General features: G+C 69.4%; 16 protein-coding genes. 4 read left to right on the top strand and 12 right to left on the bottom strand.

Annotated features, from left to right (window positions below; translation table 11 throughout):
* Nucleotides 1–73: 73 nt before the first annotated feature.
* From JQX13_RS48130 to JQX13_RS48090, 9 genes are all read right to left on the bottom strand, one after another.
* Nucleotides 74–1,219: a cysteine desulfurase family protein gene (locus tag JQX13_RS48130; RefSeq protein ID WP_203406106.1), complete on the bottom strand. Its 1,146-nt coding sequence runs from the start codon at nt 1,217–1,219 to the stop codon at nt 74–76.
* Nucleotides 1,216–2,340, bottom strand: coding sequence for a DHH family phosphoesterase (locus tag JQX13_RS48125; protein WP_203406105.1), 1,125 nt, complete (start codon nt 2,338–2,340; stop codon nt 1,216–1,218). The genes JQX13_RS48130 and JQX13_RS48125 overlap by 4 nt, the downstream gene beginning before the upstream one ends.
* Nucleotides 2,341–2,351: 11 nt before the next feature.
* The gene (locus JQX13_RS48120; protein WP_203406104.1) at nt 2,352–3,185 is read right to left on the bottom strand and encodes a deoxyribonuclease IV; all 834 of its coding nucleotides are present in this window, start codon (nt 3,183–3,185) and stop codon (nt 2,352–2,354) included.
* A 3-nt stretch (nt 3,186–3,188) separates the two neighbouring features.
* Nucleotides 3,189–4,028 carry a Fic family protein gene (locus tag JQX13_RS48115; RefSeq protein WP_203406103.1) on the bottom strand — a complete coding sequence of 280 codons (840 nt, stop codon included), beginning with the start codon at nt 4,026–4,028 and terminating at the stop codon, nt 3,189–3,191.
* A 134-nt stretch (nt 4,029–4,162) separates the two neighbouring features.
* The gene (locus JQX13_RS48110) at nt 4,163–5,497 is read right to left on the bottom strand and encodes an AAA family ATPase (protein ID WP_203406102.1); all 1,335 of its coding nucleotides are present in this window, start codon (nt 5,495–5,497) and stop codon (nt 4,163–4,165) included.
* A 68-nt stretch (nt 5,498–5,565) separates the two neighbouring features.
* Complete coding sequence (locus JQX13_RS48105) at nt 5,566–6,513, bottom strand: branched-chain amino acid transaminase (RefSeq protein WP_203406101.1); 948 nt, start codon at nt 6,511–6,513, stop codon at nt 5,566–5,568.
* Between the two features lie 84 nt (nt 6,514–6,597).
* Nucleotides 6,598–8,022 carry a patatin-like phospholipase family protein gene (locus JQX13_RS48100; RefSeq protein WP_239014311.1) on the bottom strand — a complete coding sequence of 475 codons (1,425 nt, stop codon included), beginning with the start codon at nt 8,020–8,022 and terminating at the stop codon, nt 6,598–6,600.
* Nucleotides 8,023–8,034: 12 nt separating this feature from the next.
* On the bottom strand, nt 8,035–11,067 hold the full coding sequence (gene glnE, locus JQX13_RS48095) for a bifunctional [glutamate--ammonia ligase]-adenylyl-L-tyrosine phosphorylase/[glutamate--ammonia-ligase] adenylyltransferase (protein ID WP_203406099.1): 3,033 nt from the start codon (nt 11,065–11,067) through the stop codon (nt 8,035–8,037).
* Nucleotides 11,064–12,005, bottom strand: a complete 942-nt coding sequence (locus JQX13_RS48090) for an AAA family ATPase (RefSeq protein WP_239014310.1) — start codon at nt 12,003–12,005, stop codon at nt 11,064–11,066. Before JQX13_RS48090 ends, glnE begins: the two co-directional genes overlap by 4 nt.
* A 186-nt stretch (nt 12,006–12,191) precedes the next feature.
* Between JQX13_RS48090 and JQX13_RS48085 the strand changes: the two genes are divergently transcribed.
* Nucleotides 12,192–12,410: a hypothetical protein gene (locus JQX13_RS48085; RefSeq protein WP_203406097.1), complete on the top strand. Its 219-nt coding sequence runs from the start codon at nt 12,192–12,194 to the stop codon at nt 12,408–12,410.
* Nucleotides 12,411–12,476: 66 nt separating this feature from the next.
* Here JQX13_RS48085 and JQX13_RS48080 read toward each other — a convergent pair whose 3' ends face one another.
* Together JQX13_RS48080 and JQX13_RS48075 are read right to left on the bottom strand one after the other, a co-directional pair.
* The gene (locus tag JQX13_RS48080; RefSeq protein ID WP_203406096.1) at nt 12,477–16,523 is read right to left on the bottom strand and encodes a response regulator; all 4,047 of its coding nucleotides are present in this window, start codon (nt 16,521–16,523) and stop codon (nt 12,477–12,479) included.
* A 123-nt stretch (nt 16,524–16,646) separates the two neighbouring features.
* A complete protein-coding gene (locus JQX13_RS48075) occupies nt 16,647–18,896 on the bottom strand; it encodes a glycosyltransferase family 4 protein (protein ID WP_203406094.1) in 2,250 nt (749 codons plus the stop codon).
* Between the two features lie 132 nt (nt 18,897–19,028).
* On the opposite strand from JQX13_RS48075, the gene JQX13_RS48070 reads away from it, so the two are divergent.
* From JQX13_RS48070 to JQX13_RS48060, 3 genes are all read left to right on the top strand, one after another.
* Nucleotides 19,029–20,768, top strand: a complete 1,740-nt coding sequence (locus JQX13_RS48070; protein WP_203406093.1) for a DUF4912 domain-containing protein — start codon at nt 19,029–19,031, stop codon at nt 20,766–20,768.
* A 10-nt stretch (nt 20,769–20,778) separates the two neighbouring features.
* Complete coding sequence (locus tag JQX13_RS48065; RefSeq protein WP_203406091.1) at nt 20,779–22,368, top strand: glycoside hydrolase family 57 protein; 1,590 nt, start codon at nt 20,779–20,781, stop codon at nt 22,366–22,368.
* A 114-nt stretch (nt 22,369–22,482) separates the two neighbouring features.
* Nucleotides 22,483–23,940, top strand: coding sequence for a trypsin-like peptidase domain-containing protein (locus JQX13_RS48060; protein ID WP_203406089.1), 1,458 nt, complete (start codon nt 22,483–22,485; stop codon nt 23,938–23,940).
* A gap of 73 nt (nt 23,941–24,013) precedes the next feature.
* Here the strand turns inward: JQX13_RS48060 and JQX13_RS48055 are convergent, their stop codons facing one another.
* Entirely contained in the window at nt 24,014–25,921 is a 1,908-nt protein-coding gene (locus JQX13_RS48055; RefSeq protein ID WP_203406088.1) for a GGDEF domain-containing protein, read from the bottom strand.
* Between the last annotated feature and the right edge of the window lie 166 nt (nt 25,922–26,087).

Raw genomic sequence — 26,087 nt, 5'->3', positions numbered from 1 at the left:
TTCACGGGGGCGGAGTCGGGGCACAGGGGAGGAGATACCCTCACCCCAGCCCTCTCCCAGGGGGAGAGGGGGCTTATACGTTCAGTTCACGGGCCCTCGGGACGTGGGTGGCCAGCGCCTCCACGACCCGCGTCACCTCCGCCTCCGTCGTCGCCGGACCGAGTGAGAAGCGCAGGGAGCCGTGTGCCTGCGCGGGGGTGAGGCCCATCGCCAGCAACACGTGCGAGGGGGTCAGCGTCCCCGAGGCGCACGCCGCTCCCGACGACACGCAGATTCCCTCCAGGTCCAGCGCGATCAGCAGTGCTTCGCCGTCCGCTCCGTGGAAGCACAGGTTGCTCGTGTTCGGCACCCGCGGCGCTCCCTCTCCGTTCACCGTCACATCCGCGATGCGCGAGCGTACTTCGTGCTCGAAGGTGTCCCGCAGTGTCCGTACCCGTTCCGCGTGTGCCGGCTGCTCTTCGTGGGCCAGCTCCAGGGCCAGTGCCAGGGCCTCCGCGTAGGGCACGTTCTGCGTCCCTCCGCGCAGCCCCGCTTCCTGGTGTCCCGGCGTCAGCGCCTGGAGCTCCACGCCCTTGCGCACCACCAGCACGCCCGCTCCCGCGGGGCCTCCGAACTTGTGCGCCGACAGGGTCAGCAGGTCCGCGTCCACCTCGCGCAGGTTCGTGGGGAGCTTCCCCGCCGCCTGCACCGCGTCCGTGTGGAACAGGATGCCCCGCTGCCGGCAGGCCCTCGACAGCTCCGCCACCGGCTGCACCACGCCCGTCTCGTTGTTCGCCCACATCAACGAGCAGAGCACCGTCTCCGGCGTCAGCGCCTCCAGCATCGCCTCCAGCGCCACCCGGCCGTCCCGCCCCGGGCCCACCCGCACCACCTCCGCGCCCTGCGTCTCCAGTTGCTTCAGCGCCGCCAGCACCGCCGGGTGCTCGAGGGTCGAGGTCACCACGCGTCGCCGCCGCGGCTCCTTCCGCGCGAGCCAGGCCCCCTTCAAGGCCAGTGCGTCCGCCTCCGAGCCCGAGCCGGTGAAGCACACCTCCTTCGGCTCGCATCCCAGCACGCGCGCCACCCGGGCCCGCGCCGCGTCCAGCCGGCCCCGGGCCTCTCGCCCGCTCCGGTGCACGCTGGAGGCGTTGCCCCAACCTCCCTCGGAGAACGTCCGCGCCAGCAGCGTGGCGACCTCCGGCCGCACCGGCGCGGCCGCGTTGTGGTCCCAGTAGATCACGGCGAGGGCGCGGACAGCAGGCCCACGGGCCGCTCGTCCGACACTCCAAAGGCCTCGAGGAAGCGGCGCACCAGCTCGCGCTTGAGCGCCTTGCGCTGCGTCGCCCGCCCCGACAGCGGAATCCGCGCGCCCGCCATGCTGCCATGGCCTCCCGACGAGCCCCCGTAGTCCTCGCAGATCTCCCGGATGAGCCGGCCCGCGTTCATCCGCCGATCCTTCACCCTCAACGACAGGAAGAGCTGGTTGCGGTACGTGGCGTATGCCAGCGACCACTTCATCCCCTCGAGGAACATCAGCCGCTCGGCTACCTCGGCCACCATGTCCGGCGAGTAGACCTCCTCCAGGTCCGTCACAATGGCCGTGTCCCCGTACACCTTCGCCCGCTCGTAGGCCGTGTGGTACAGCTGGAAGTAGCGCGCGGGCAGCTCCGGGTGCTCGATCTGTCCCAGCAGCTGCTTGTCCATCCGCGGGAACAGCCACAGGTACGTGTCGATGTCCGTCTGGGTCGTCTCGCGCCCCAGGTCTCGCGTGTCCGCCTTCAGGCCGTAGAAGAGCGCGGTGGCCACCTCCGTCGACGGCTCGATCCTCGCGGCGCGCAGGTACTCCACGAGCATCGTCGAGGTGGCGCCGAAGTCGCCTCCCACGTCCGCGAAGGGGGCCTCGAGGCTCTCGTCGCGCAGCGGGTGGTGGTCGATGACGATGTCCACCTCGCCTCGCAGACGCGGGGGGATGGCGTGGTTGCCCGTGGGCGGCTGGGTGTCCACCAGCGCCAGCAGGTCGTACTCGTCCAGGTCGAGCTGCGCGATGGGCACCACGGGGAGGCGGAGCACCTTCACGAAGGCGATGTTCTCCGCGCGGCCGATGATGCCGCCGTAACCCACCCGGGCCTCCTCCAAGCCCGCCCGCTCCTTCAACAGATGGGCCAGGGCCACCGCGGAGGCGATGGAGTCGGGATCCGGGTTGTCATGGGTGAGGACCAGGGCCTTCTTGTGACCCTTGGCCACCCGGAGCAGCCGCTCCAGCTTGGCTCGCGCCGGCAGGGTCGCGATCCGTGGCGGGGGGTCCGAGCCCTCTCCGCCTCCTGGCGTCCTGCGGCTGTTGGCTGTTGGTGTAGCAGGCATGGGGGCGCTGTTTACTTCCTCCCGCGGAGCGATTCGAGAAGACTGATGGCTTCTGGATAACGCTCGGGAAAAGGTGTCTCCAGGATTCCAATGGTGTTGACGAACCGCGGATCCTTCATGAGGCAGCGGAAGGGCGTGAGCCCGATCGCTCCCTTGCCCACCTCCTCGTGGCGATCCACCCGGCAGCCCAACGGCTTCTTGCTGTCGTTGAGGTGGATGCAGTGCACCCGCTCCAGCCCCAGCACCCGGTCACACTCGGCCATCACCTCATGGTAACCGGCTTCCGTCGACAAATCGTATCCGGCGGCGAACAGATGGCAGGTATCCAAACAGATGCCCAGCCGCCCCGCGTCTCCCGTCCGGGATAGCACCTCGGCCAGGTGCTCGAAGCGCCAGCCCAGGCAGTTGCCCTGGCCCGCTGTCACCTCCAGGCACACACGGGACTGGAAGCGCGGGGTGCGCGCGTGCACCTCGTCCAGGGCTTGGGCGATCAACGTCAGCCCGCGTTGCTCGTCCGGGTGGCCGCCGGGGTGGAGGACGAGGAAGGGGATGCCGAGGCGCTCGCAGCGGGTGAGTTCCTCGACGACGCAGTCCAGCGACTTCTCGCGCTGCGCCGGCTCCTCCGTGCCGAGGTTCACCAGGTAGCTGCCGTGCGCCACCACCGGCAGCCCCGTGCGCCGCACCTCCTCGCGGAAGGCGTGGCACTCCTCCTCGGTGAGGGGAGGGGCCTTCCAGCCCCGCGCGTTCTTCGTGAAGACCTGCAGGCCGCGCGCGCCATGCGCCTCGGCACGTGCCAGCGCCCGGCTCACGCCTCCCGCGATGGACTCGTGAGCCCCGACGCGCACGGTCTAGTTGTTGATGGCCTTGTAGCGGCGCGCCATGTCCTTGAAGTACTTCACGCCGTTGTCCTGCGAGTTCTCGATGGCGTCCATCAGCAGCGTGCGGAACACACCCTCGGCGCCTCGCAGGGACTCGTAGTACCGCTGGCGATCGATGGAGTGGATGATCGCCGGCATGTACCCGTTGCGCAGCAACACGAGGTTGGTGAGCATCCGGCCGACCTTCCCGCTGTTCTCCGTGAAGGGGAAGATCTGCATGAACCTGTGCTGGACCACCGCCGCCTGCTTGATGGGGTGGAACTCGCGGAACTCGGCGCTGCCGGTGTAATCCACCAGCTTCTCCAGCAGGGGCTGGATCTTCGCGGGCTGGGCGATCTCGTGGAAGTACGTGCGGTGCAGGGGCATGTCCTTGCGGTAGCCACTGCGCTCGCGCTCCTTGGCCAGCTCCTTCTCCGTGCGCTCGCGCCGCTCGATGTTGGCGCGGACCGCCTGGGCCTCCGGCGTGTTGCCGCACAGCAGATCATGGATGCGCTTGATGGTGGTCAGCGTGATCTGCGTCTGCTTCTTGCCCGTGGACGAGGCGTCCTCGCGCAGGAAGTCGCACGCGGCCTTCTGGTTGCGGATCTCCAGCACCACGGGGATCATCGCCGGGTCCATGCTGGCGCGTTCGGGGAACAGTGCCGCCTCCAGCTCCTGCTGGGTGTACACCGTCCCCTCGAGCGCCGCGTCGTGGTAGATCCACGACATCTCGAACCGCTCGAGGAACTCGCGGCCCTTCTCCTTGTAGATGCCAAGGTAGTCGCGCAGCGTTTCGTTCTTCTCGTCAATCTCTTGGTAGCGTTCCTTCACGGACGTGACGCTCCTTCACACCGGCTCCCCTGCATGACCGGCGGATCGGATCTGGAACAGCCCGACCAGCGGGGACAACTAACTCCTGATTGTAGAAATTCCAGGTGTTTAGGACAATTAAAACGCTACCTGGCTCATAGGCTGACCAGGAAGACCTCGCATGCCTGGTCGAGCAGATCCTTGGAGAGGGCGGGCGGAATCTGTCTGTAACGCGCGGCGTCCTTGATGAGCTGCACCAGATCCCTGGGGTGGCAGGCCCGCATCTGCATGCTGCGCGGCTTGTAGTAGTGCTCGATGAGGTAGGTGACGGCCTGATCCACGTAGGGAATGCCCGCCGCCTCACACACCCGGGCGAAGATTTCCCGGTAGATCTCCTCGTCGGGGTTGGTCACCTCGATCTTGTACTTGATGCGGCGCAGGAAGGCCTCGTCCACCAGCTCCTTGGGGTCCAGGTTGGTGGAGAAGACGAGCAGCTGATCGAAGGGGATCTCGAACTTCTTGCCGGTGTGCAGGGTGAGGAAGTCCACCCGCTTCTCCAGGGGGACGATCCACCGGTTGAGCAGGTCCGTGGGGTGGACCTTCTGGCGGCCGAAGTCGTCGATGAGGAGCATCCCGCCGTTGGCCTTCACCTGGAACGGGGCCTCGTAGAAGCGAGCGGTGGGCGAGTAGATGAGATCCAGGGTCTCGAGCGTCAACTCACCTCCCACCACCACGGCCGGGCGGCGGCACAACTGCCAGCGGTGGTCCATCTCCAGGGTGGCCCGGCGGCCCGCGGCGTCTCGCTCGGACTCGAGGGTGATGGGGGTGTGGTTGAGGGCGTCGAAGACCTTGATGATCTGGTTGTCGATCTCCAGACAGTGGGGGATGAAGACCTCGCCGCCAAACATGCGGCTGATGGCCTCGGCGAGGCTCGTCTTGCCGTTGCCCGGAGGGCCGTAGAGGAAGAGCGAGCGGCCCGAGTTCACCGCCGGCCCCAGCTTGTCCATCAGGTCCGCGTTGACGGTGAGGTGGGCCAGGCCCATCACCAGGTCCTCGCGGCTGATGACGGGGCTCTCCTCCGTCTGGGCGGTGATGAGGGCGTTGTACTGCTCGATGGGGACGGGGGCGGGGCCCACATAGGTGCTGCGCTCGATGGCGCCGCGGGTGTACTCGCGGCCCTTCTCGGTGAGGATGAAGTCCACCGAGGCGCGCCCGAAGCCCTTGCCGCCCCGGAGATCCACCAGCTTCTCGGCGGCGAGGAAGTCCACCACGCGCTCGATGACGCCGGGCCAGGGCAGCCGCAGCTCCTGGGCGATGTCCATGCCCGTGCCGGTGCCCTGGTAGTAGAGGTAGCGCAGGGCGATGTCCGACAGCAGGCCAATCTTCAGGCCCGTCTCCTCCAGCGACTTGGGCTCCGGAGGAGCGATGTCGAGGATGGCCGGGTTCTCGAGATTGAAGGGATTCTGGGGGGGGTCGTACTCGGGGCGCATCGGTTTCTACTTCTAGCCGATCCGCCCCCCTTTCGGGTACGTCCCGAGAGTCCCTGGTTGCCCAGGGGTCAGACGTAGGTGAGCCACTCGGTGTAGCGCGGCTCCAGGCCCCGGACGGCGCGGAAGTAGGTCTCCTGGACGTACTGGGTGATGAGACCGGGCTTGCCGGTGCCCACGGTGCGGTTGTCCACCTCGCGCACCGGGGTGATCTCCGCCGCGGTGCCGGTGAAGAAGACCTCGTTGGCGATGTAGAGGGCGTCGCGGGTGACGGTGACCTCCTCCACCTGACGGCCCGAGTCGCGAAGGATCTTGAGCACCGATTCGCGGGTGATGCCGTCGAGGATGGGCGAGGAGAGGGGCGGGGTCTTGATGACGCCCTTCTTGTTGACGAGGAAGATGTTCTCGCCGGAGGCCTCGGCGACGAAGCCGCTGATGTCCAGGAGGATGGCCTCGTCATAGCCGGCGAGCACGGCCTCGCGCTTGGCGAGGATGGAGTTGACGTACTGGCCGGAGATCTTCCCGCGCACCATGTTCACGTTGACGTGCATGCGGGTGAAGGAGCTCACCTTGGCGCGGATGCCCTCGCGGATGCCCTTGTCCCCGAGGTACGCGCCCCAGTCCCAGGCGGTGATCGCCACGCGGGTGGGGTTGATGGCGCCCAGGCCCATGGCGCCGTCACCCATGAAGGCGATGGGGCGCAGGTAGGCCCCGTTGGCGAAGAGCTCCTTCTGCTCGCGCAGCAGCTCCAGGCACGCCTCCATGAGCTGCTCCGTCGTGAAGGGGAGCTTCATCATGCAGATGTGGGCCGAGTCGAAGAGTCGCTCGATGTGCTCGCGTAGGCGGAACACGGCAAGTCGGCCGTCGTGGGTGCGATAGGCACGGATGCCCTCGAAGACCCCCAACCCATAATGCAGGGCGTGGGTCATGACGGGCACGTGGCCCTCCTCCCATTTCACCAGTTTGCCATCGAGCCAGATCTGATCGGCGCGCACGACGTTGGAGGAAGTCGAGCTCATGAACGGGGGTCCTCTTCGTGATGGGGGAGACCGCTTGGCGGGCGGTATTCTTCCAGGAGACCTTTTGAAATCAAAGCGTCCCGCTCAGCCAATGCTCGGAAGTGGAGCGAGCATGCGCGTCAAAAAGGGCATGTCCGGGCCGAGCTGCTTGCGGCCGAAGTGCATGGCCTTGGTGGCCAGCTCCACGGAGGGCACCAGTTCCAGGGGCGAGAGGGTGGTGCCGAAGCGCTTCACCAGATGGGCGTAGGTGAGGTTGGGCGCCACCGTCATGGCCGCGAGCCGTTGCAGGGGCAACCAGAAGGGCGTGCTCAGCCGGGGCGCGAAGCCGTCCAGCGCGAGGACGAAGGCGTTGCGCGTGCCGATGTTGCCGTGGTGCACCGCCTTCCACGCCGCCTTGACCGGGAGGTTGTCCACCAGCCCTCCGTCCATCAGCCGGAAGATGCCCTTCTCCTCCATCAGCCCGTCGAGCAGGCCCTGCATGTGCGCGTCCTCGCGCAGCATGTCGTAGTGGATGACGCCGGGCAGGGACGAGGAGAAGCCCGCCGCGTCGATGGCATCGAACTCGGCCGTCTTCTCGTCCAGGCCCAGGTGGAGCCGCACCATGATCTCCGGCCGGGTGAAGAACTCGGCCAGCGTTCCCATCACCGCCTGGATGCGGCGCGCCACGCCCGCGGGGCTCAGCAGGCTCACCGGGCTCGCGCCCAGCAGGCGCTCGTAGTACTCGAGCGGCCTGGGCAGCATGCCCCGCCGGATGCCGCCCACCGCGACGATGATGGGCACCGGCAGGTCCTTCAGCCGCAGGCCCGCGTCCAGCGGTGAGCCCGGACCCGCGTTGAAGTAGCGGCCCAGGCCCGCGCGCAGGAACAGCCGCATCGCCGCCGGCATCCCGTAGCGGTTCTCCGTGGAGATGAACCGGAAGAGCTTCCGCCAGGAGAGGTTGCGGATGATGCCCACCAGCTCGCCCTGGTCGAAGCGTGCCATCCTCGAGCGCATCAGCATCAGGATGGCGCCCATGGAGGTGCCCGCCAGCAGCGACGGCTTCAGGCCGTGCTCGTCCAGCAGGCTCATCACGCCCATGTACACGTAGGCCGTGCCCCCGCCGCCGCCGGCCACCACCACCAGTGACTTGTGCTGCAACTCGCGGTGGAGCACCTCCTCGGGCACGCGCCCGTGCAGGTGCTGGACGAGCTCGGCGCGCAGCTTCAGGAGCGGGGCACGCAGGTCGCGCACGTGCGGCACGAGCTGATCCCGGGTGATGCGGCGCTTGCCGAGCAGCACCGGGCCGAGCCTCCGCGACACGTTCTCGCGCAAGGGCGCGGTCCAGGTCTCCACCGAGTGGTCATGGCCCTCGTGGCGGAGCTTGTAGAGGCGCGAGAGCGACAGCGCGGTGCGCAGCACGGCCTCCTCGCGCGAGTCCAGCAGCGATGGCGAGTCCACCGTCGCGCGGACCAGGGCCATCTCCATCTCTTCGAGCGGCCGGAGGATCTGGAAGCGTTGCTTCAGGAGCACGGGCGGGGGGAGTCAGGCACGGCGCGGGGCGCGCAGCACCCGAGCATACACGTCCCGCACGCTCGCGGCGCAGGCGCGATAGCGGGCGAGGAACGTTTCTCCCGGAGTGGGGCCAATCACCCCCATGCGGCGCGCGAGCTGCGCCAGGGGACGGCCACTGGTGGGCATGTGCGCCAGGGAGCTGGCGTGCACGAGCCGCAGCCGGTTCTCCACCCGCCGCAGGAAGAGGTATCCCTGGCGGAGGACCTCGGCGTCCTCGGGGGTGAGGCGGCCCTCGGCCTGGAGCCCCTCCAGCGCCGCGAGCGTGTTGGTGCTCCGCACCCGGGGGAAGTCCCGGCCGTGCACCAGCTGCAGGTACTGGACGGTGAACTCCACGTCCACCAGCCCGCCCTGGCCCAGCTTCGGGTTGAGCTGCTGAGCGTTCTCGTGGGCCAGCTCGCGCTCCATGCGCATGCGCAGCCGGTCGATCTCCGCCGCCGCGTCCGGGGGCAGGGGACGCTCGTAGACGAGTGGGGTGAGCACCTCGTCCTGGAGGGCTCGGAAGCGCGTGGCGTCCCCCGCGGCTGGACGCGCCTTGATGAGCGCCTGCCGCTCCCAGAGCTGTGCCCGCTTCTGGTGGTGCTCGCGGAAGGCATCCTGGCTCACCACCAGCGCCCCCTGGTTCCCCGAGGGCCTCAGCCGCGCGTCGATCTTGTAGAGGTGCCCCTCGCGCAGCTGGACCTGGAGCAGCGTCATCAACCGCTGCACCGTCTTGGCGAAGTACTCGTGGTGGGTGATGACGCCGCGGCTGCCTCCGCTCGTCTCCGCCTGGCCGTTGCCGCTGTAGACGAAGATGAGGTCCAGGTCCGAGTGGTAGCCCAGCTCGTACCCGCCCAGCTTGCCCATGGCGATGACCACCAGCCCCTCGCGTTGCCCGCTCGCGTCCAGAGGCAGGCCGTAACGCTCGCGCTGCTCCTCCAGTGCCAGGAAGAGGCACTCGTCGAGGATGGCGTCCGCCACGGCCGTGAGCTGCCGCGCCACCTCCGGCACCGAGAGGTCGCCGCCGATGTCGTTGATCCCGATGCGCAGCAACTCCTCGTTCTTGAAGCGCGGCATCGACGCGTGCTTGTCCTCCGCGTCCGTGTGCCGCCCCATCCGCGCCGCCAGCTCCTGCCGGATGCGCTCGGGCGACTTCATCGCCTCGTCGAGCTGCGCCTGCACCAGCGCGTCCAGCAGCTCCGGGTGCCGCAGGAAGATGCGCGACAGGTAGTCGCTCTGCCCGAAGAGGTTGAAGAGGCGGCGGCTCGCTCGCGGCATGCTCGTCAGCAGCGCCAGGTAGCCCTCGGGTTGATGCAGCCGCGCGAGGAAGTCCGAGAAGTGCAGCAGCGCCTGATCCGGATCCGGCGTCTGGGCCAGCTCCGACAGCAGCCGCACCGCCTTCACCCCCGAGCCCCCATGCATGAAAGGCGAGTGGGGGACCCGGGCGAGCCGCTCCAGCTCGGCCAGCGCCCGCTCCGGGTCCCCGAAGCCCCGCTTGCCGAGTGCCGCCTGGCGCTCCTCCGGTGGCACGTCCGGATCCAACGCGAGGGCCAGGAGGGGTTCATCGGGGAGCTCGTCCCGTGCCGTCTGGCCCAGCAGCGTGTTGAAGGCCTCCAGGACGAAGCGCCGGTGCCGCTCCAGCTCGGCGCTGAAGGTGTCCCAGTCCGGGTAGCCCAGCGAGGTGGCCAGCCGGCGGCGCTCGCGCTCGCCCGAGGGCAGCGCCTGCGTCTGCCGTTCCTCCAGCATCTGCAGCCGGTTCTCCACCCGGCGCAGGAAGACGTATGCCTCCTCCAGCGCGTCCGCGTCCGGCCCCGAGACGAAGCCCGCTCGCTCCAGCTTGCGCAGCGCCCGCATCGTCCGGGTCTCTCGCAGCGTGGGATCCTTGCCTCCCTGCAACAGCTGGAGCGCGTTGACGAAGAACTCCACCTCGCGGATTCCCCCGGGGCCCAGCTTCACGTCATCCGCGCTCGCCTTGCCGCGCAGGTCGATCTGCGCCTTCAGGTCTCGCAGGCCGTCCACCGCCGACAGGTCCAGGCTCCGCCGCCAGATGAACGGCCCCAGCTCGTTCAGCAGCTCCTCCGCGAGCCTCGTGTCTCCCGCCACCACCCGCGCCTTGAGGAGCGCCGCCCGCTCCCACATGCGTCCGAACGACTCGTAGTACGCCAGAGACGCCGACAGCGAGAGGACCATGGCCCCGGCGCGCCCCTGTGGGCGCAGGTTCAGGTCCACCCGGTAGCAGAAGCCGTCCTCCGTCACCTGGGTGAGCGCCTGTGTCACCGCCTCGCCCAGCCGCGTGTAGTACTGCACGTTGGGCAGGGCTCCCGCGCTGCCGCCCGTCGTGTGGCCGTCCGCCCGGTACAGATAGACGAGGTCCACGTCCGAGCTGAAGTTGAGATCCTCGCCTCCCAGCTTGCCCATGCCGAGGATGCAGAAGCCCGGCGTATCCGGCGTGCCGTACTTCGCCTGGACGGAGCGCTCGGCCCATGCCAGCGCGGCACCGATGAGCGCATCCGCCAGCGCCGTCTGCTCCCGGCCCAGCTCCGCCATCGGCGCGCGCAGGGTCGCGTCCCGGACCATGAGGCGCAGGAGCTCGCGGTATTTGTAGCGGCGCAGGCGGCGTCGCAGTCCCGCCGCATCCATCGGGGCGATGCGGCGGGTGGCCGCCAGGGCCTCGCGGCGGTAGTGCTCCCGGGGTTTCTCCCGGGTCAGGGTGCGCGAGCCCGCGAGCCAGCGCAGCAGGCCGGGGCGTGCGGCCAGCAGGCGCGGCGCGAAGGTGCTCGCGTGGAAGATCGCCGGCAGCCAGTCCAGCAGGCGCGAGAGGGCGGGTCCGGGCAGGCCCTGGAGTCCTTCCTGGACTCGATCGAAGGCCGCGATGATTTCGTCGGGGACCGGGGTTCGCTTCGAGGCCTCGTGGAGCCGCTCGGCCACTGGAGCGCCCAGTGTGGCCGCCAGGGCCGAGAGCTCCTTGGCGGCGCGCTTCGGGTTCTCGAAACCCTCCGCGCCCAGCGTTTCCTCGGTCCAGGTCATGCCTGCGCGATCTGCGCCAGGTTGCTCTTCGCCTTCTCGATGTCCCCCTCGTGTTTGAGCACCAGGTTCAACGTCGCCGCCACCAGGTCCGCCGACAGCGTCTCCGCGTTGAGCAGCGCCAGGCTCTGCACCCAGTCCAGCGTCTCGCTGATCGACGGAGCCTTCTTCAGGTCCAGCTTGCGGATCTCCGCCACCGCCTCCACCACCTGCTCCGCCAGCGTCCTCGATACCTCGGGCAGCCGCTTGCGGATGATCCGCAGCTCCCGCTCACGGTCCGGGAAGTCGATGTGCAGGTGCAGGCACCGCCGCTTCAGCGCGTCCGACAGCTCCCGCGCGTTGTTCGACGTCAATAGCACCCGCGGCACGTGCTTCGCCTTGAACGTCCCCAGCTCCGGAATCGTCACCGCGTTGTCCGACAGCACCTCCAGCAGGAAGGCCTCGAACTCCGGATCCGCCTTGTCGATCTCGTCCACCAGCAGCAGCGCCGGCCGGGGCGACAGCAGCGCCTTCAGCACCGGCCTCGGCAGCAGGAAGCGCTCCGAGAAGAACACCGCGTCGCTCGTGGCCAGCTTGTCCGCCGCCTCGGTCAGCGTCCCCGCGCCCTGCACCATCTCCCCGATCTTGTCCTTCAGGAGCTGGGTGTAGAGCAGCTGCTTGGCGTACTCCCACTCATAGAGCGCCTTGGCCTCGTCCAGGCCCTCGTAGCACTGCAGGCGGATGAACTCCCGCCCCAGTGCCTGCGCCAGCGCCTTGGCCAGCTCCGTCTTGCCTACACCCGCCGGGCCTTCCACCAGGATGGGCTTCTCCAACCGGTCCGCCAGGAAGCTCGCGGTGGCGATCTCCGGGGACACCAGGTAGCCCACCTGCTCGAGGCGCGTCTCCGCGTCCTCCACGCTGGTCAGGAGGTGCGCTTCAGTCGAAGGGGTAGGGGTGGTCACGCCCCTGAACTTAACCGAAGGGTTTTCAGGCCACTGCGGCAAAAATGCCAGACCTGCCGCCTTTTCAAGGCCACACCCGCGCTTGCTCGCTCTCCAAGTGGCCGGAATGACTTGGGAAATTATTTCGCCACGGTGGGCATGGGGCGTGCAATAGAGCCGCGCGTTCAGTCCTCGGAGGCGGCGGTCATGTCCTGGTGGGTGCGGATGATGTTGGTGGTGGCGGTGGCCCTGATTCCAGGAGCCTTCGTGCTGCTGCTCGCCTACGTCTCCACCCGGACCATGTGGGAGCGCTGGCGGCAGGCCCAGCTCCAGGCCCGGAAGAACGGCACCGAGGTGTCCTTCCGGGACGTGCTCGCCACCCTGGAACTCAAGGACCTGGTCCGGCAGGCCCGCGCCGCGCTGTAGTCACGCCACGGGCGGGCCTTCCCGACCGCGCGCGGCACGAAGGCCCCGCGCGGCCGGAGTACGGCACTACTTGTCGAGCTCGTCCACCAGGGAGGTCCAGTCGGCCTCATCCGAGGAGGTGGCGGCCGGATCCGCGGGGATCTGCATCACGACGGTGCGATCGGACGGCTCCTCCTCGGCGACAGGAGGAGGCGCCGCGGTCTTCTTCGCCACGGTGTTCGGGACCTTCGCGGCGGGACGGGCGGCGGCGGTGCGGGCCGGCGCGGCGGGGGCGATGGTGTTGACCTGCGTGGTGAGCAGGGCGTCATCGCCCTCCACGGGCGGCTTGGTGACGGCCTTCCCGGCCGGAGTGCCACCGGCGGAGGGTGCCTTCGTCTTGTAGCGGGCCAGCTCCAGCTCGGCGACCTTGAGCGCCTTGCTCTTCTCCTGCACCGACTGCTGCAGGCGGGCGATCTCCTGGGCCTTCAGGGCGTCGCGGCGCTCCAGCTCCGCCTTCTGACGGGCGGAGAGGTCCTCCAGCTCCTTCTGCTGCCGGGCCTCCAGCTCCTTGCGCTCCTTCTGGGCGGCGGCGAGCTTCGTGGCGGCCTCGTTGACCTTGGCGTCGGCGGCGGCCACCTTCGCGTTGAGCTCCTTCTCCACGCGGGCCCTGGCGCCGGCCGCGTTCTCCACCGCGAGCTCGAGCTCCTGGATCTTCTTCGCTCGGGCGGTGAGCTGGGCCTGCGCCTCCTTGACCTTGGCGTCGGCCTCGGCGGCGCGGGTCTGCACCTCCTGGGTGAGCTGAGCGGCACGGGCCTCGGCGCGAGCCAGCTTCGCGGCCAGCTCGTCCGCGGCGCGCTTCGCCTCGGAGCGCTCCTGGAGCTGGGCCTGCTGGAACGCCTGCATCTGTTCATGGGCCTCGGCGAGCTGAGCGGCCAGCCCATCGCGCTCGGACTGGAGCTTCGCCTGGTTGTTGCCCGCGACGCGCAGCTGCTCCTCACGCGCGGCCAGCTGCTTGCGCGTGTTGTCCAGCTCGCCATTGAGGGCGGCGGCCTGCCGGTTGAGCTCGTCGATGTTCCGCTTCGCCTGCTCCGTGTCCTGCTGGCGACGGGCCTCGAGCTGCTTGAGCTGCTCGGTCCTCGCGGCCACCTCGCGGGAGAGGGCCTCGCGCTGGCGCTCCTTCTCCTGCGTGACGATGCTGAGCTTCTGGAGGGTGTCCGACAGCTCCTGGTTCTTGCTGGCGGAGTCCTGCTCCAGGAACTCGATGCGGCGCTGCGACTCGGCGGAGAGCGTGTTGAAGCGCTCCTCCAGGCTGTGGCGCTCCTCCTCGGACTGCGCGAGCTGCGAGCCGAGCTGGGTGACCTCGGCGACGCGGCTGCCCAGCTCCTGCTTGGTGAGGAAGAGCTGCTCCTCCTGCTCCTGGAGCTGATCGCGCGTCTGGGCGAGCTGGGCCTCCAGGTCCGCCTGGACGGCGGAGGCCTGCTGCTGGGTCTGCACGTGGGCGGACTGCTCGCCGGCGAGCGCGTCGCGCGTGGCCGCGAGGGCTCCCTGCGTCTCGGCCAGCTCGTTGCGCACCTGGCCGAGCTGCTCGGAGAGCTCCTCCTCCATGGCGGCCTTGAGGGCCTCGGTCTCGTTCAGGACGCCGGTGACGCGGGTGATCTCCGCGTGGGCGGCGCTCAGCTCGTTCTCGCGCTCGGTGCGCTCCTGGATGGTGCGGGCGAGCTCGTCGCGGGTCTGCTCGAGCTGACCCTGCGTGTTGACGAGGGTCTCGTGCGTCTGCGCGAGCGACTGGCTGGTGGCCTCGAGCTCCCCGCGCGTGCTGGCCAGGGATTCCTCGGTCTGCGAGAGCGTGTTCTGCGTCTCGGCCAGAGACTGGGCGGTGGCATCCAGCTCGCCGCGGGTGCTGGCGAGGGTCTCCTCGGTCAGGGCCAGCCGGCCCTGCGTGTCGGCGAGGGTGGCCTGCGTCTCGGAGAGGGTGTTCTGCGTCTCGGAGAGCGCCTGGGTGGTGGCGTCCAGCTCGCCGCGGGTGGTGGCGAGGGTCTCCTCGGTCTGGGCCAGCCGGTTCTGCGTCTCGGAGAGGGTGTTCTGCGTCTCGGAGAGCGCCTGGGTGGTGGCGTCCAGCTCGCCACGGGTGGTGGCGAGGGTCTCCTCGGTCTGGGCCAGCCGGTTCTGCGTGTCGGCGAGGGTGGCCTGCGTCTCGGAGAGGGTGTTCTGCGTCTCGGAGAGCGCCTGGGTGGTGGCGTCCAGCTCGCCGCGGGTGGTGGCGAGGGTCTCCTCGGTCTGGGCGAGCGTGTTCTGCGTGTCGGCCAGCGTCTGGGACGTGGCCTCGAGCTCGCCGCGCAGGTTGGAGATCTGCGTGTCGCGGTCGGCGACGGTCTCCTGGAGCGCCTGGATCTGACCGTTGAGCTCGGCCTCCAGGGCGTCCTTGGCGGCCTCCAGCTCGCTGCGGGCCTGGGAGAGGGCCTCGAGCTCGCCGGTGAGCTCGGCCTCGCGGTCGGCCAGGTGGGCCTTGACGGCCTCGACCTCGCCCTCCAGCTCGCCGATGCGCTCCATCTGCTGCTGGATGTTGGCGTTGAGCTCGGCCTCGGTGTGCTCGTTGCGGGCGATGGTCTCCTGCAGCTCGCGCTCGAGCGTGGCGACCTTCGCGTCGCGCTCCTCCAGCCGCTGGGTGAGATCGCTCTCGAGGGCGTCCTTGTCCTGCTGGAGCTGGTCGCGCTCGCCCGTCATGCGGGCCAGGTCCGACTCCAGGCCGGCGATCTGCTCGTTGAGCCGGGCCTCGAGCGCGTTGCGCTCCTCGGTGATGCGGAGGATCTCCGCGTCCGCCTGGGCGCCGTGCGCCTCGGCCGCGGCGGCACGGTCCTCCAGGGCGCGCACGGTGGTGTCGCGCTCCTGCTCGGTCTGCGCCAGCCGCTCCTGCAGCGCCTGGATCTCCCCGCTCAGCTCGGCGTAGCGCTGGTCGCGATCGCTGATGGTGTGGGCGAGCTCGCCCTCCAGGCTCTCGATGCGCTGCTGGCGGCGGCCCAGCTCGGCCTCGTGGGCCTGCACCGTCTCGGTGAGCTTCTGCTCCTTGACCTCGAACTCGAGCGTGACGACGCCCAGGTGCTTCTCGAGCTTGTCGTACTCCTCGCGGGCGTAATCCAGCTCGCCGGCGCGGCGCGCCAGTTCGTCATCGCGGCTGGACACCTCGCGGCGAAGGACGTTGATGTCCTTCTCCTTGGAGGCCACCACCTCGATGAGATCCTTCTCGGCGGAGAACTTCTGCAGGAGCAGGTCGTCCACGGTCGCGCCGTGCTCGCGCTCCTTCTGCAGCATGGACTGCTGGGCCTCGTTGAAGCGGCGCAGCAGGTCGTCCACCTGCATCTTCAGGCCCTGCAGCTCCACGTCCTTCTCGTGGAGCCGGTCCTCGACGGAGACCAGCTCGCGCTCGCGGACGTTCCAGATTTCAGAGAGGCGGGCGATCTGCGCCTCGCGCACCTTGAGCTCGTCGCGCAGCAGCTGGACCTTGCCCTCGGGCGTGCCCATCAGGTCGCGCCGCGGGGGCGAACGCTTGAGCTGGCGGGACTCGGCGAGCAGCTCGGCCTTGCGGTCCGCGATGGACTGGAAGGCGCGCTCGAGGAAGCCGCGATCCTCCTCGGTGATGGCGCTGCGGCGCTCGCGCTTGGGCAGCCTCGGAGGGCTGCCCGCGGGGCCGGGGGCGGCCTTCAGCGGAGGCGGCATGGCCGGAGGACCGTCGCGCGGCTCGGCGTCCGGCTGCGGCTCCTCCTCGGGAGGCAGGATGCCGACGCTCATCGAGGCCAGCTCCCCCATCTCGAAGGGGATGATGAGGTAGCCATCCGCGGCACCGGGCGTCTGGCGGTGCTGGTTGAGCCCCTCGATGCCCGTATCCGAGGACAGCAGCAGGACCTTGAGGTTCTGGCCCCACTTGCCCTTCTTGATCTGCCCGCAAAGGGTGAAGCCGGACTGATCCGGCAACTCGGCCCGGACCACGATGAGATCCGGCCGGCGCTTCTCCATCTCACGCTGTGCGTCAGCGGCGTTGGCCGCCATGGCAGTTTGATAACCCGCGCTCTTGAGCACGGTTGCCATGCTGAGGGCGAAGTCGTTCTGGCTTTCGACGATGAGGACCCGGCGCTCCATGCAGCCCTTTTACCCAGGAAAAGTGCAATGAAAACCGGCACATCCTATGCACGCGCGAAGAGGCTTGGAAAGTTTCCGTGCCAAGCTCGGTCGGTTGCTACACACGTTGCGGACAATTTCACACTACGAGGGCTTGCCGCGGGCGGCGCCCTGGTCCTTGGGGGCAGGGGGCGAGACGGGGTCGTCGTCACGGCCGGGCATGGTGGTGGGCGGCGTGTGGCGGGCGAACTGCGTCCCCTCGGGTGGGCAGTAGCCATGGGCCAGCTGGGCGAACCATGGGTTCAACCGTGACTCGGGCGGCTCCCGGGGCGGCGTCTCCGGCGTTTCGGCCTCGTGGATCTCCGCGCTGCTGATCTCCTCCAGATCCTCGAGGGGTTGCACATCGGTGGGTGTCGGAGAGGCGTCTACCTCCTGAACCTCCTGGGCCTCGGCCTCGGAGATCTCCTCGGGCTCATCGGCCTTGACGGGCGCGCGCGCCAACGGGGGAGGGGCGGCGGGAGTCTCCACGGGCGGGAGCACCGGGGGCACCGCGGGACGGGAGCCGCTGGCGGGCCGGGACCGAGGAGGCAGCGGGGGAATGGAGATGGACGGACGGAGCACGGAAGGCTCCGGCGGTCGCGGTGTGGGGCGCTCCTCGCGCCGGGGAGGAAGGGGCGGAATGGGAGGAAGCGCGGGAGGCCGTGCCGCCGCGGGCTCGGGTACCGGGGCCGGAGCTGGCGGAGCCGGGCGGCTCTCGGGGACCGCGCGGGTGCTCATGCTCGCACGGGGCGGAATGGGAGGCGGTGAAGCGGGGGGCTCGCGCAGGGGCAGTCCCATCACCACGGGAGGTCCGCTCGGCCGCACCTCCTGCTCGGTCGGAGCGTTGTCCGGAGCCGAGGGCTCGCGCAGGGGCAGCCCCATCACCACGGGAGGCCCATCCGGCCGCGAGGTCGCGGGCTCCGTCTTGATGAGCCGGGTGTCGAGGCCCTCCTCCCGCAGCGCGTGGCCCACGATGAGTGGTGGCTCCTCGCTCACGGGTCCTCCGTGTCCCGGATCCGTGTCCGGGACGGGCTCGCTCCCGGGCGGCTCCGCGAGGGAGGTGGGGGCCTCGGGCTCCGGGGGGCCCGCGCTCACATTGCCCTCGAGCCCAAGGATGCGGTTGGTGGGGGTGCCCGTCATCGTCGGGTTGAGCTCGCGCTCGGAGGCGCTCTCCGTCGGCACCGGCCTCTTTCCGAGCAGGCCATCATAGATGTCCAGCAGTTGACCGCGGATGAGGCCGGCGTCGAGCCACTGGTTCGCATGGGCTCGGGCCTGCTTTCCGAGCGCGACGCGCCGGGGCACGTCCCGCGCCAGCTCGATGATGCGCTCCGCGAGCGCCTGCGCGTCACCGGGCGGGTAGAAGACGCCGGCCGAGGAGGGGATGCGCTCGCGGGCCACGGGCAGGTCGGTGGCGAGCACCGGACGACCCGCGGCGAGGTACTCGGACACCTTGGCGAGCGCGCCGCCCTGCACGCGGTTGCGGTCCACGTCGTCGAGCGGCAGCACGCCCACGTCCGCGAGCGTGAGCACCTTGGCCAGGTCGTCATGCCCCACGGGGGGCTGGAACTCGACGTGCTGCTTGAGCTCCAACTCGGCGACGAGGTCCTCCAGGTGGGGCTGCCAGTCCGGGTGGCGCGCACCCACGAGCGTGAGCCGGACGTCGACCTGCTTCACCGCCAGTGCCAGCCCCCGGAGCAGGCCGGCCAGCCCCTGCCATGCCACCTGGCTGCCCAGGTACATCAGCCGCATGGGGGAACCATCGGGCGTTCCGAGCGTCTCGGGCGTGTAGGGCCCCAGGTCCACCGGCGCGCGCACCACGCGCACCGACTCCCCGGACACGCCCAGGGATTGGATGAAGGCGCTCGTCGTGGGGGAGCCGGTGACGACCAGGTCGGCGTTCATCAGGCAGAACAGCTCCTGGCGCCGGACCTTGGAGAGGAACTTCCGGTCCCCCTCGAGCTGGGGGTGGGTGTAGCGCAGCTCCTGGGAGGGAAAGCCCTGGGCCTCGTAGACGAGGCGGTAGCCGTAGTCGCCCTTCAGCTCGCACAGGGCGTAGCCACCGAAGGGGTCGGTGAAGTGGACGAGCGCGTAGTCCTCGCTCTCCAACTGGCGGCGCACGGCGCGCTCGAAGGCCTGGATGCGCGAGGCGAGGTCCCCGGCGCCCACCGGCACGCGGAGCAGGCGCGCACCCTCGTATTTCTCGATGTGCGAGTGGTCCGGCGTCTTGACGGACAGCACCACCACCGAGAACCGGTCGGGCAGGGCTTTCAAATACTCCGTCAGCCGACGCGACGAGCCAGACGGGCCGGGGATCACATCGAAGCTGCACAGCAGGAGTCTGGGCAGGTCGCTCAAGGCGGGCGGAAGAATACAAAGCCGGGTCCCGGCTTGTCACCGTCCCCTGACGGCTCGCGAGGTATGACCACGAACAGAAGTGAAATCGCTCGTTGACCCCCAAGCGTTGAAGACCTAAGCCGAGGACCGCTTATGGCCGACCTCAAGAGCGTTACGGTGGAGTACCTGCGGGAGCTCGCGCGCAAGCATCTGGGGCGCGGGCATAGCAAGCTCAAGACCAAGAAGGACCTGCTCGCGGCTCTCGTGAAGCGGGTGCCCGGGCTCGCGAAGCTCGCGGGCATCCAGGCGTCGGAGACGGTGAAGGACGGGAAGGCCCAGAAGAAGGCCCAGCGCGGAGCGCGCAAGGTCCCGGTCGCCGTCTCGGCGGCCTCGCGGACGGAGAATCCCGAGGAGCGCCCTCCGAAGGAGCCCTCCGCTCCCGCGAGCCCCCTGCCCGGGGATGACGACGAGAAGACCCCGGTCCGCCACCCGCCGCGGCCCGCGGAGGTGGTCAACTTCCCGCCCAAGCCCAAGCAGGGTCGGCTCTCGGTCGACGAGGAGCCCACCCTCACGATGCCGGTGGAGACGTCCGAGCCCTCCGGGCCTTCCGCTCCCCCGGAGCCTGGCCACACGGTCCAGCATGCCGCGGAGCCGCTGGTGGAGGGCTTCTTCGTGGCGCGCATGGCGGGCGAACAGGAGGCCTGGCGCCACCACCTCACAGAGTCGCAGCGCCGCGGGCCCCGTGAGACGCTCGGTTCGCCGGACTATGACGAGCAGCTCGGCGAACTGCCCCTGGACTATGGGGATGACACGGCCCTGCTGTTGCCGCGCGACCCGCATACGCTCTTCCTGCTCTGGGATTTCAGCGCCGCGGCCCGGCAGCGTGCCCTGGACGGGCTGGAGTCGCCGCGTGCCGTGCTGCGCGTCTATGACGACCAGGACACCCTGGTGAAGGTGCTCGACGTGGCGCTCGAGTCGCGCAGCTACTACATCCATGGCCTGGCGCCCGGCCGTCCCTACCGGGTGGAGGCCCACTTCGTCGGCAACGGCGGCCGTTCGCGCCGCATCGGCCACTCCTCCAACCGGATCTTCCTGCCGCCGGCGGGCCCGTCCTCGGACACCTCGGTGCGGTTCCTGCGCATGCCGATCGTCGCCTCCAGGAAGGACGCCAGCATGGAGAAGGTGGCCGCGACCGCGCCCACCCGCAACGCGCCCATCGAGGAGCGCGAGTACATCACCTGGCGCCGCGTGCCCCTGCCGGGCAGCGGTGGTTTCGAGGATATTCCCGAGAATCGGCGAGAGCGTATCGGGCCGGGTGCTCCCTCCGAGGGCGCGCCCGGGCAGGATTACCTGCACGTCCGCCGTGCCGAGGGGTCCTCGGAGCAATGGGCGCGGCCGACGGGTCCGGCCGGCTCGTCCGAGCAGTGGATGCGGTCCGCCGGTCCAGCCGGCTCGTCCGAGCAGTGGATGCGGTCCGCCGGTCCAGCCGGCTCGTCCGAGCAGTGGGGATGGTCGGCGGGTTCGGCTGACGCGTCCGGACAGTGGATGCGGTCGGCGGGTCCGGCCGGGTCGTCCGAGCAGTGGGTGTGGGCGGCGGGTCCGGCTGGCGCGTCCGGGCGGTGGGTGCGGTCGGCGGGTCCAGCGGGGTCCTCGGAGCAGTGGGTGTGGGCGGCGGGTCCGGCCGGGTCATCCGAGCAGTGGGTGTGGTCGGCGGGTCCAGCGGGGTCCTCGGAGCAGTGGGCGTGGTCGGCGGGTCCGGCCGGCTCGTCCGAGCAGTGGGTGTGGACGTATGGCCCGGTGGGGGCTTCCGAGCATGGGGCCGGTGTACGCCCGACAGGAGCCTCCGAGCGATGGGCCTGGGCGCGTCCCACTTCTTCCGGTCAAGGCCGTTAGGGGAGATGACATGAGCATCGGCTCGCTAGTGCTCGTCCTGCACGCACACCTGCCGTTCGTCCGTCACCCCGAATACGAGGACTTCCTCGAGGAGGATTGGCTCTACGAGGCCATCTCCGAGACGTACCTCCCGCTGCTGCTCGTCTTCGATCGGCTGGCGGAGGAGGGCGTGCCCTTCCGGGTGACGATGACGCTCACGCCCCCGCTCGTCACCATGCTGCGCGACGAGCTCCTCATGGGCCGTTACGCGCGCAAGCTGGATCAGCTCTGTGAGCTGGGCGCGCGCGAGGTGCACCGCACCCGGAACGACCCGGTCTTCAGCCGGTTGGCCCACTTCTACCGGGACCACTTCGAGTCCCTGCGTGTCGCCTTCCGTGAGCGCTACAAGCACGACCTGGTGGGGGCCTTCCGCCGTCTCCAGGACGCGGGGCACCTGGAGATCATCACCAGCAACGCCACGCACGGCTTCCTGCCGCTGATGCAGCAGACGCCCGAGGCGGTGCGCGCGCAGATCTCCGTGGCCGCCAACCACTACCGGCTCACCTTCGGCCGGGACGCGCCGGGCATCTGGCTGGCCGAGTGTGGCTACTACCCCGGGGTGGAGAAGTTCCTCGCGGCCGAGCGCATCCGCTACTTCTTCGTGGACACCCACGGGCTGACGGATGCCTCGCCCCGGCCGCTGCACGGTCCGTTCGCGCCCATCTACACGGAGGCGGGCGTGGCCGCGTACGCCCGCGACCCCGAGAGCAGCCAGCAGGTGTGGAGCTCCGAGTACGGCTACCCCGGCGACCCCGTCTACCGCGAGTTCTACCGGGACATCGGCTGGGACCTGGACCTGGACTACATCCGGCCCTTCATCCAGCCCACTGGGGATCGCAAGAACACGGGCTTCAAGTACTACCGCATCACGGGCATGACCCAGGACAAGCAGCCCTACGATCCGGATGTCGCGCGCGAGCGGGCCGTCACCCACGCGGGCAACTTCCTCTTCAACCGCGAGAAGCAGTTCGAGTGGCTCTCGGGGAAGGTGGGAGGCCGCAAGCCCGTGGTGGTGGCGCCCTACGACGCCGAGCTCTACGGCCACTGGTGGTTCGAGGGCCCCTGGTTCCTGGAGGCCCTCATCCGCAAGGTGGCCTCCGAGCAGAAGACCTTCCAGCTGGTAACGGCCTCTGACGACCTGACCGAGCACCCGGAGAACCAGGTGGCCACGCCGCCCCTGAGCTCCTGGGGCGCGGGGGGCTACGCCAACATGTGGCTGGACGGCTCCAATGACTGGATCTACCGGCACCTCCACCACTGCGCCCGCAAGATGGTCTCCCTGGTGCGGGACTTCCCCGATGCTCCCACGCTCCATCGGCGGGCGCTCAATCAGGCGGCGCGCGAGCTCCTGTTGGCACAGTCCTCGGATTGGGCCTTCATCATGAAGACGGGGACGATGGTGGACTACGCCGTGCGCCGCACGAAGGAGCACATCCTGCGCTTCCTGCGGCTGCACGATCAGATCCGCAACGGGAGCATCGACGAGGGCTGGCTGACCCACATCGAGGGCAAGAACAACATCTTCCCCGAGATCGACTACCGGGTGTACCACCCGGCCTGATGACCCCTGCTTCCATTCTCGGGAAGAGAAGGGGCGCTGCACTGTTTCCCAGTCGAGCGGGCAAGACCGATGTGCCTTGCCTTGAAGCCTTCCCGTCTTATCTGGGGAAAGACCATGATCAAGCGACTGACCCCTCAGCGGAGCGCCCTCGCTGGCGCCCTTTTCGTTGCGCTGCCGGTGCTGGCCGGCGCCCAGTCCGCGGCTCCGTCCGCGAATCCCCAGCAGCCCGTCACCCGGGAATCGCAGGCGCTGCCTTCACTCGCCCCACTGGTCGAGTCGGTGAAGGGCGCCGTCGTCAACGTGGACGTGCAGTCCAAGGCTTCCATGTCCGGGGGTTGGGTGAATCCCTTCTTCGACCGCTTCTTCGGAGGCGAGGGCGGATACCGGGGAGGGCAACGGCGCGAGCCCATCCGTCAGGGCACGGGCTCGGGCTTCATCATCGACCCCAAGGGCCTGGTGCTGACCAACAACCACGTCGTGGAGGGGGCGGTGTCCATCGTCGTCCGCCTGGACGACGGACGGAGCTTCGACGCGGAGATCGTCGGGAGGGATCCGCTCACCGACGTGGCGCTCATCCGGCTCAAGGGCAAGGTGGGCAACCTGCCCACGGTGAAGCTGGGAGATTCGGACGCCCTGAGGGTAGGGGACTGGGCGGTGGCCATTGGCAACCCGTTCGGGCTGGCCTCCAGCGTGAGCAGCGGCATCATCTCCGCGCGTGCCCGCAACATCCACTCCGGCCCGTATGACGACTTCCTCCAGACGGATGCCGCCATCAACCCGGGCAACTCGGGTGGCCCGCTCTTCAACATGAAGGGCGAGGTGATTGGCATCAACACCGCCATCGTGGGTGGGGGCACGGGCATCGGCTTCGCGGTGCCGAGCAACCTGGTGAAGGCGCTCCTGCCGCAACTGGAGAAGGACGGCGCGGTGACCCGCGCGTGGCTGGGCATTGGCATCCAGGACCTGACGCGGGACCTGGCCAAGGCGATGCAGTTGCCCGTCTCCGAGGGCGCGATCGTGTCCTCGGTGAACGACAATTCTCCGGCGAGCAAGGCCGGCATGAGGCCGGATGACGTCATCGTGGCCATTGATGGGCAGGCGGTGGGCTCGGGTGGCCAGCTCACCCGTACGGTGGCGCTGAAGGCGCCGGGCAGCACCTCCACGGTGGACGTGTTCCGCGACGGCAAGAAGCAGTCGCTGAAGGTGCAACTCGGGACGCGGCCGGACCTGGAGGGCCTGAGCGTGCGCCCGAATCGTGGCGGTGACGACTCCGAGGAGTCCTCGCAGGCTCGCGTGGGGGTGTCGCTGAGCAACCTGGATCCGCGAATGGTCTCGCGCGCGGGGCTGAAGTCGGCCCAGGGGGCATTGGTGACGGACGTGTTGCCGGGCTCTCCGGCGGAGCGTGCGGATCTGAAGCCGGGCATGGTGGTGGTGGAGGCGGATCACAAGCCGGTGCGGAGCGCGGAAGAACTGGCGAGGATCATCCGCAAGGCGCCCTCGGGCAGCACGCTGCTGCTGCGCGTGGAGGTGCCGGGCAGCGGACGCTTCCTGCGAGCCCTTCTCCTCCCATGACTCCCTCTCCCCCTGGGAGAGGGTCGGGGTGAGGGTAGTCAGGCCCGTGCCATTCCCGTGGCACGGGCCTTTTTCAGGCCTTGGCCACGCTGGGCGAGGCGGGATCGTTGGGGCGGGAGAGCCCGCGCTCGCGGCCCGGGTGCAGCTCCATGCCGGGCGAGTAGGCGGTGACGAGATTGCGCCCGCCGCGCTTGCTCGCGTAGAGGGCGGCGTCGGCGCAGTCCACCAGGGTGTCCTGGGTGGTGGCGTCGTCGGGGAAGGTGGCCACGCCGATGGAGACGGTGATGTGGCCGGTGGGCTGGGTGGGGGCGGCCAGCTGGGGGGCCTCCACCACGGCGCGCCGCAGCTTCTCGGCCACCTCGTAGGCGGCCTCCCTGGACACGTTCGACAGCACCAGCATGAACTCCTCGCCGCCGTAGCGCGCGAGCGTGTCCACCTTGCGCACGCGGGCGCGCAGCACGTCGCACACCTTGCGCAGCGACTCGTCACCGGCGCGGTGGCCCGCGGCGTCGTTGAGCCGCTTGAAGTGGTCGATGTCCACCATGAGGATGGACAGGGGCGTGCCGAAGCGCTGCGAGCGCGCCACCTCCAGCTCCAGCCGCGAGAAGAGGTGGCGGCGGTTGGGCACCCCGGTGAGCGGGTCCGTCATGGTGAGCCGTACCGCCTCGGCGTGGAGCATGGCGTTCTTCACCGCCGTGGCGGCCTGGTCGGCCACCGCGGTGAGCAGCTCCAGCTCCTCGGGCGCGAAGCTGGCCACCTCCGGGCGTTGGAAGTTGAGCACCCCCAGCACCGAGTCCGTGTGCACCATGGGGATGCACAGCAGCGCTCCGGTGGCATGCCCCGACATCAGCCCGCGCCGGGCGAAGATGCTCGAGGGATCGTTGATGTCCGGCACGTACACCACGCGCTGGGTCTCCGCCGCGCGGCCACACGCGCCCTCTCCGAGCCGGAACGTCATCCCGTCCAGCTCCGCGTTCTCCGGGAAGGTGCTCTTGATCTCCAGCAGCCCGTCCGCGTTGACGAGCATGATGGAGAAGTGCGGGATGTGGAGCCGCTCGGGCACCAGCTGGGAGATGCGCGAGAGCAGCTCGGACAGCTCGATGGTGGAGTTGACCGATTTCGCCACGTCGAAGAGCAGGGCCAGTTCAGCGATGCGCTCTTCCAGCTCCTCCTTGAGGGACAGCTTCCACTTCGTCACCTGGAGATCGCGGTGGGTGTCGATCTCCTCGGCCTTCATGGAGGTGAGGCGCGCCAGCATGGCGTTGAAGGCCGCGGCGAGCCGGGAGAGCTCATCCGTGCCCCGCACCTCCGCGCGCACCAGGAAGTCACCCTCCTCGGCGCGTCGCATGGCGGCCGTCAACCGGTGCAGGGGTCTGGCGAGGAAGAAGTGCAGCGACATCCCGGTGGCGACGATCAGCATGCTGCCCAGCACGAGCACCGCCACCAGCGCGCCGCCGAGGGCATCGGTGAGCTCCCGGTGGACCTCCGGCTCCCTCACGCGCAGGTGCAGCAGGCCCACGGGACGCTCGTGGGCGCCCGGGTGACAGCCCTCGCAGGCCTTCTCGCCGAGCGGGCGGAGCACCTCCGTCTCATGGGTATCCGAGCGGGCCCATTGGGGACCGGGGGTCGTCAGGCGAGCCGCGTCGGGGTGCCGCGTGCCCGCTTCCCCGGCCCTGACGGACCAGCGGATGCGGCCGTCGGGCGACAGCACGTTCAGCTCCGCCGTGGCGTGAAGCAGCCGGGACTCCGAGCGCAGCAGCTCGGCGACGGGGGTGTGGGGAGGCAGGCCCTCGGGCGTTGGCAGCCGGAAGGTGGTGCCGACGAACTCCGCGAGCTCCATCGCCTCGTCGTGCGTGGCGTCCCGCGCCGCCAGTTGTGCCTCACGCCAGAAGTAGCCCACTCCCAGCAGGGCCGCGATCAGCCCGGGCAGTGCGATGCTCCACAGGAGCTTCCTGCCTACGGTGTCGACACCGAATGCCATGTGCGCGAGGGCAGGGGCTTCGGCCCGGTGCCTTCATTCCCCTGTAGGTGTACGGTTCTTGGATTGTCGGATCGGCTGACGCGGACTGTCAAACGGACTTCGTTGGAAATTATTCGGTGCCGGGACGTTGATGTTGCGTGACGCGCCGCGTGGTGTGCTCCGATCC

This window comes from Archangium violaceum, assembly GCF_016859125.1.
Classification (GTDB): domain Bacteria; phylum Myxococcota; class Myxococcia; order Myxococcales; family Myxococcaceae; genus Archangium; species Archangium violaceum_A.
This window is presented reverse-complemented; position numbering and strand designations above follow the sequence as displayed.

Excerpts from the sequence above, each read along its gene's own strand:
- JQX13_RS48125 (WP_203406105.1), bottom strand. The coding sequence starts at position 2,340 with ATGCCTGCTACACCAACAGCCAACAGCCGCAGGACGCCAGGAGGCGGA.
- JQX13_RS48110 (WP_203406102.1), bottom strand. The coding sequence starts at position 5,497 with ATGCGCCCCGAGTACGACCCCCCCCAGAATCCCTTCAATCTCGAGAAC.
- JQX13_RS48105 (WP_203406101.1), bottom strand. The coding sequence starts at position 6,513 with ATGAGCTCGACTTCCTCCAACGTCGTGCGCGCCGATCAGATCTGGCTC.
- glnE (WP_203406099.1), bottom strand. The coding sequence starts at position 11,067 with ATGACCTGGACCGAGGAAACGCTGGGCGCGGAGGGTTTCGAGAACCCG.
- JQX13_RS48085 (WP_203406097.1), top strand. The coding sequence starts at position 12,192 with ATGTCCTGGTGGGTGCGGATGATGTTGGTGGTGGCGGTGGCCCTGATT.
- JQX13_RS48080 (WP_203406096.1), bottom strand. The coding sequence starts at position 16,523 with ATGGAGCGCCGGGTCCTCATCGTCGAAAGCCAGAACGACTTCGCCCTC.
- JQX13_RS48070 (WP_203406093.1), top strand. The coding sequence starts at position 19,029 with ATGGCCGACCTCAAGAGCGTTACGGTGGAGTACCTGCGGGAGCTCGCG.
- JQX13_RS48065 (WP_203406091.1), top strand. The coding sequence starts at position 20,779 with ATGAGCATCGGCTCGCTAGTGCTCGTCCTGCACGCACACCTGCCGTTC.
- JQX13_RS48060 (WP_203406089.1), top strand. The coding sequence starts at position 22,483 with ATGATCAAGCGACTGACCCCTCAGCGGAGCGCCCTCGCTGGCGCCCTT.
- JQX13_RS48055 (WP_203406088.1), bottom strand. The coding sequence starts at position 25,921 with ATGGCATTCGGTGTCGACACCGTAGGCAGGAAGCTCCTGTGGAGCATC.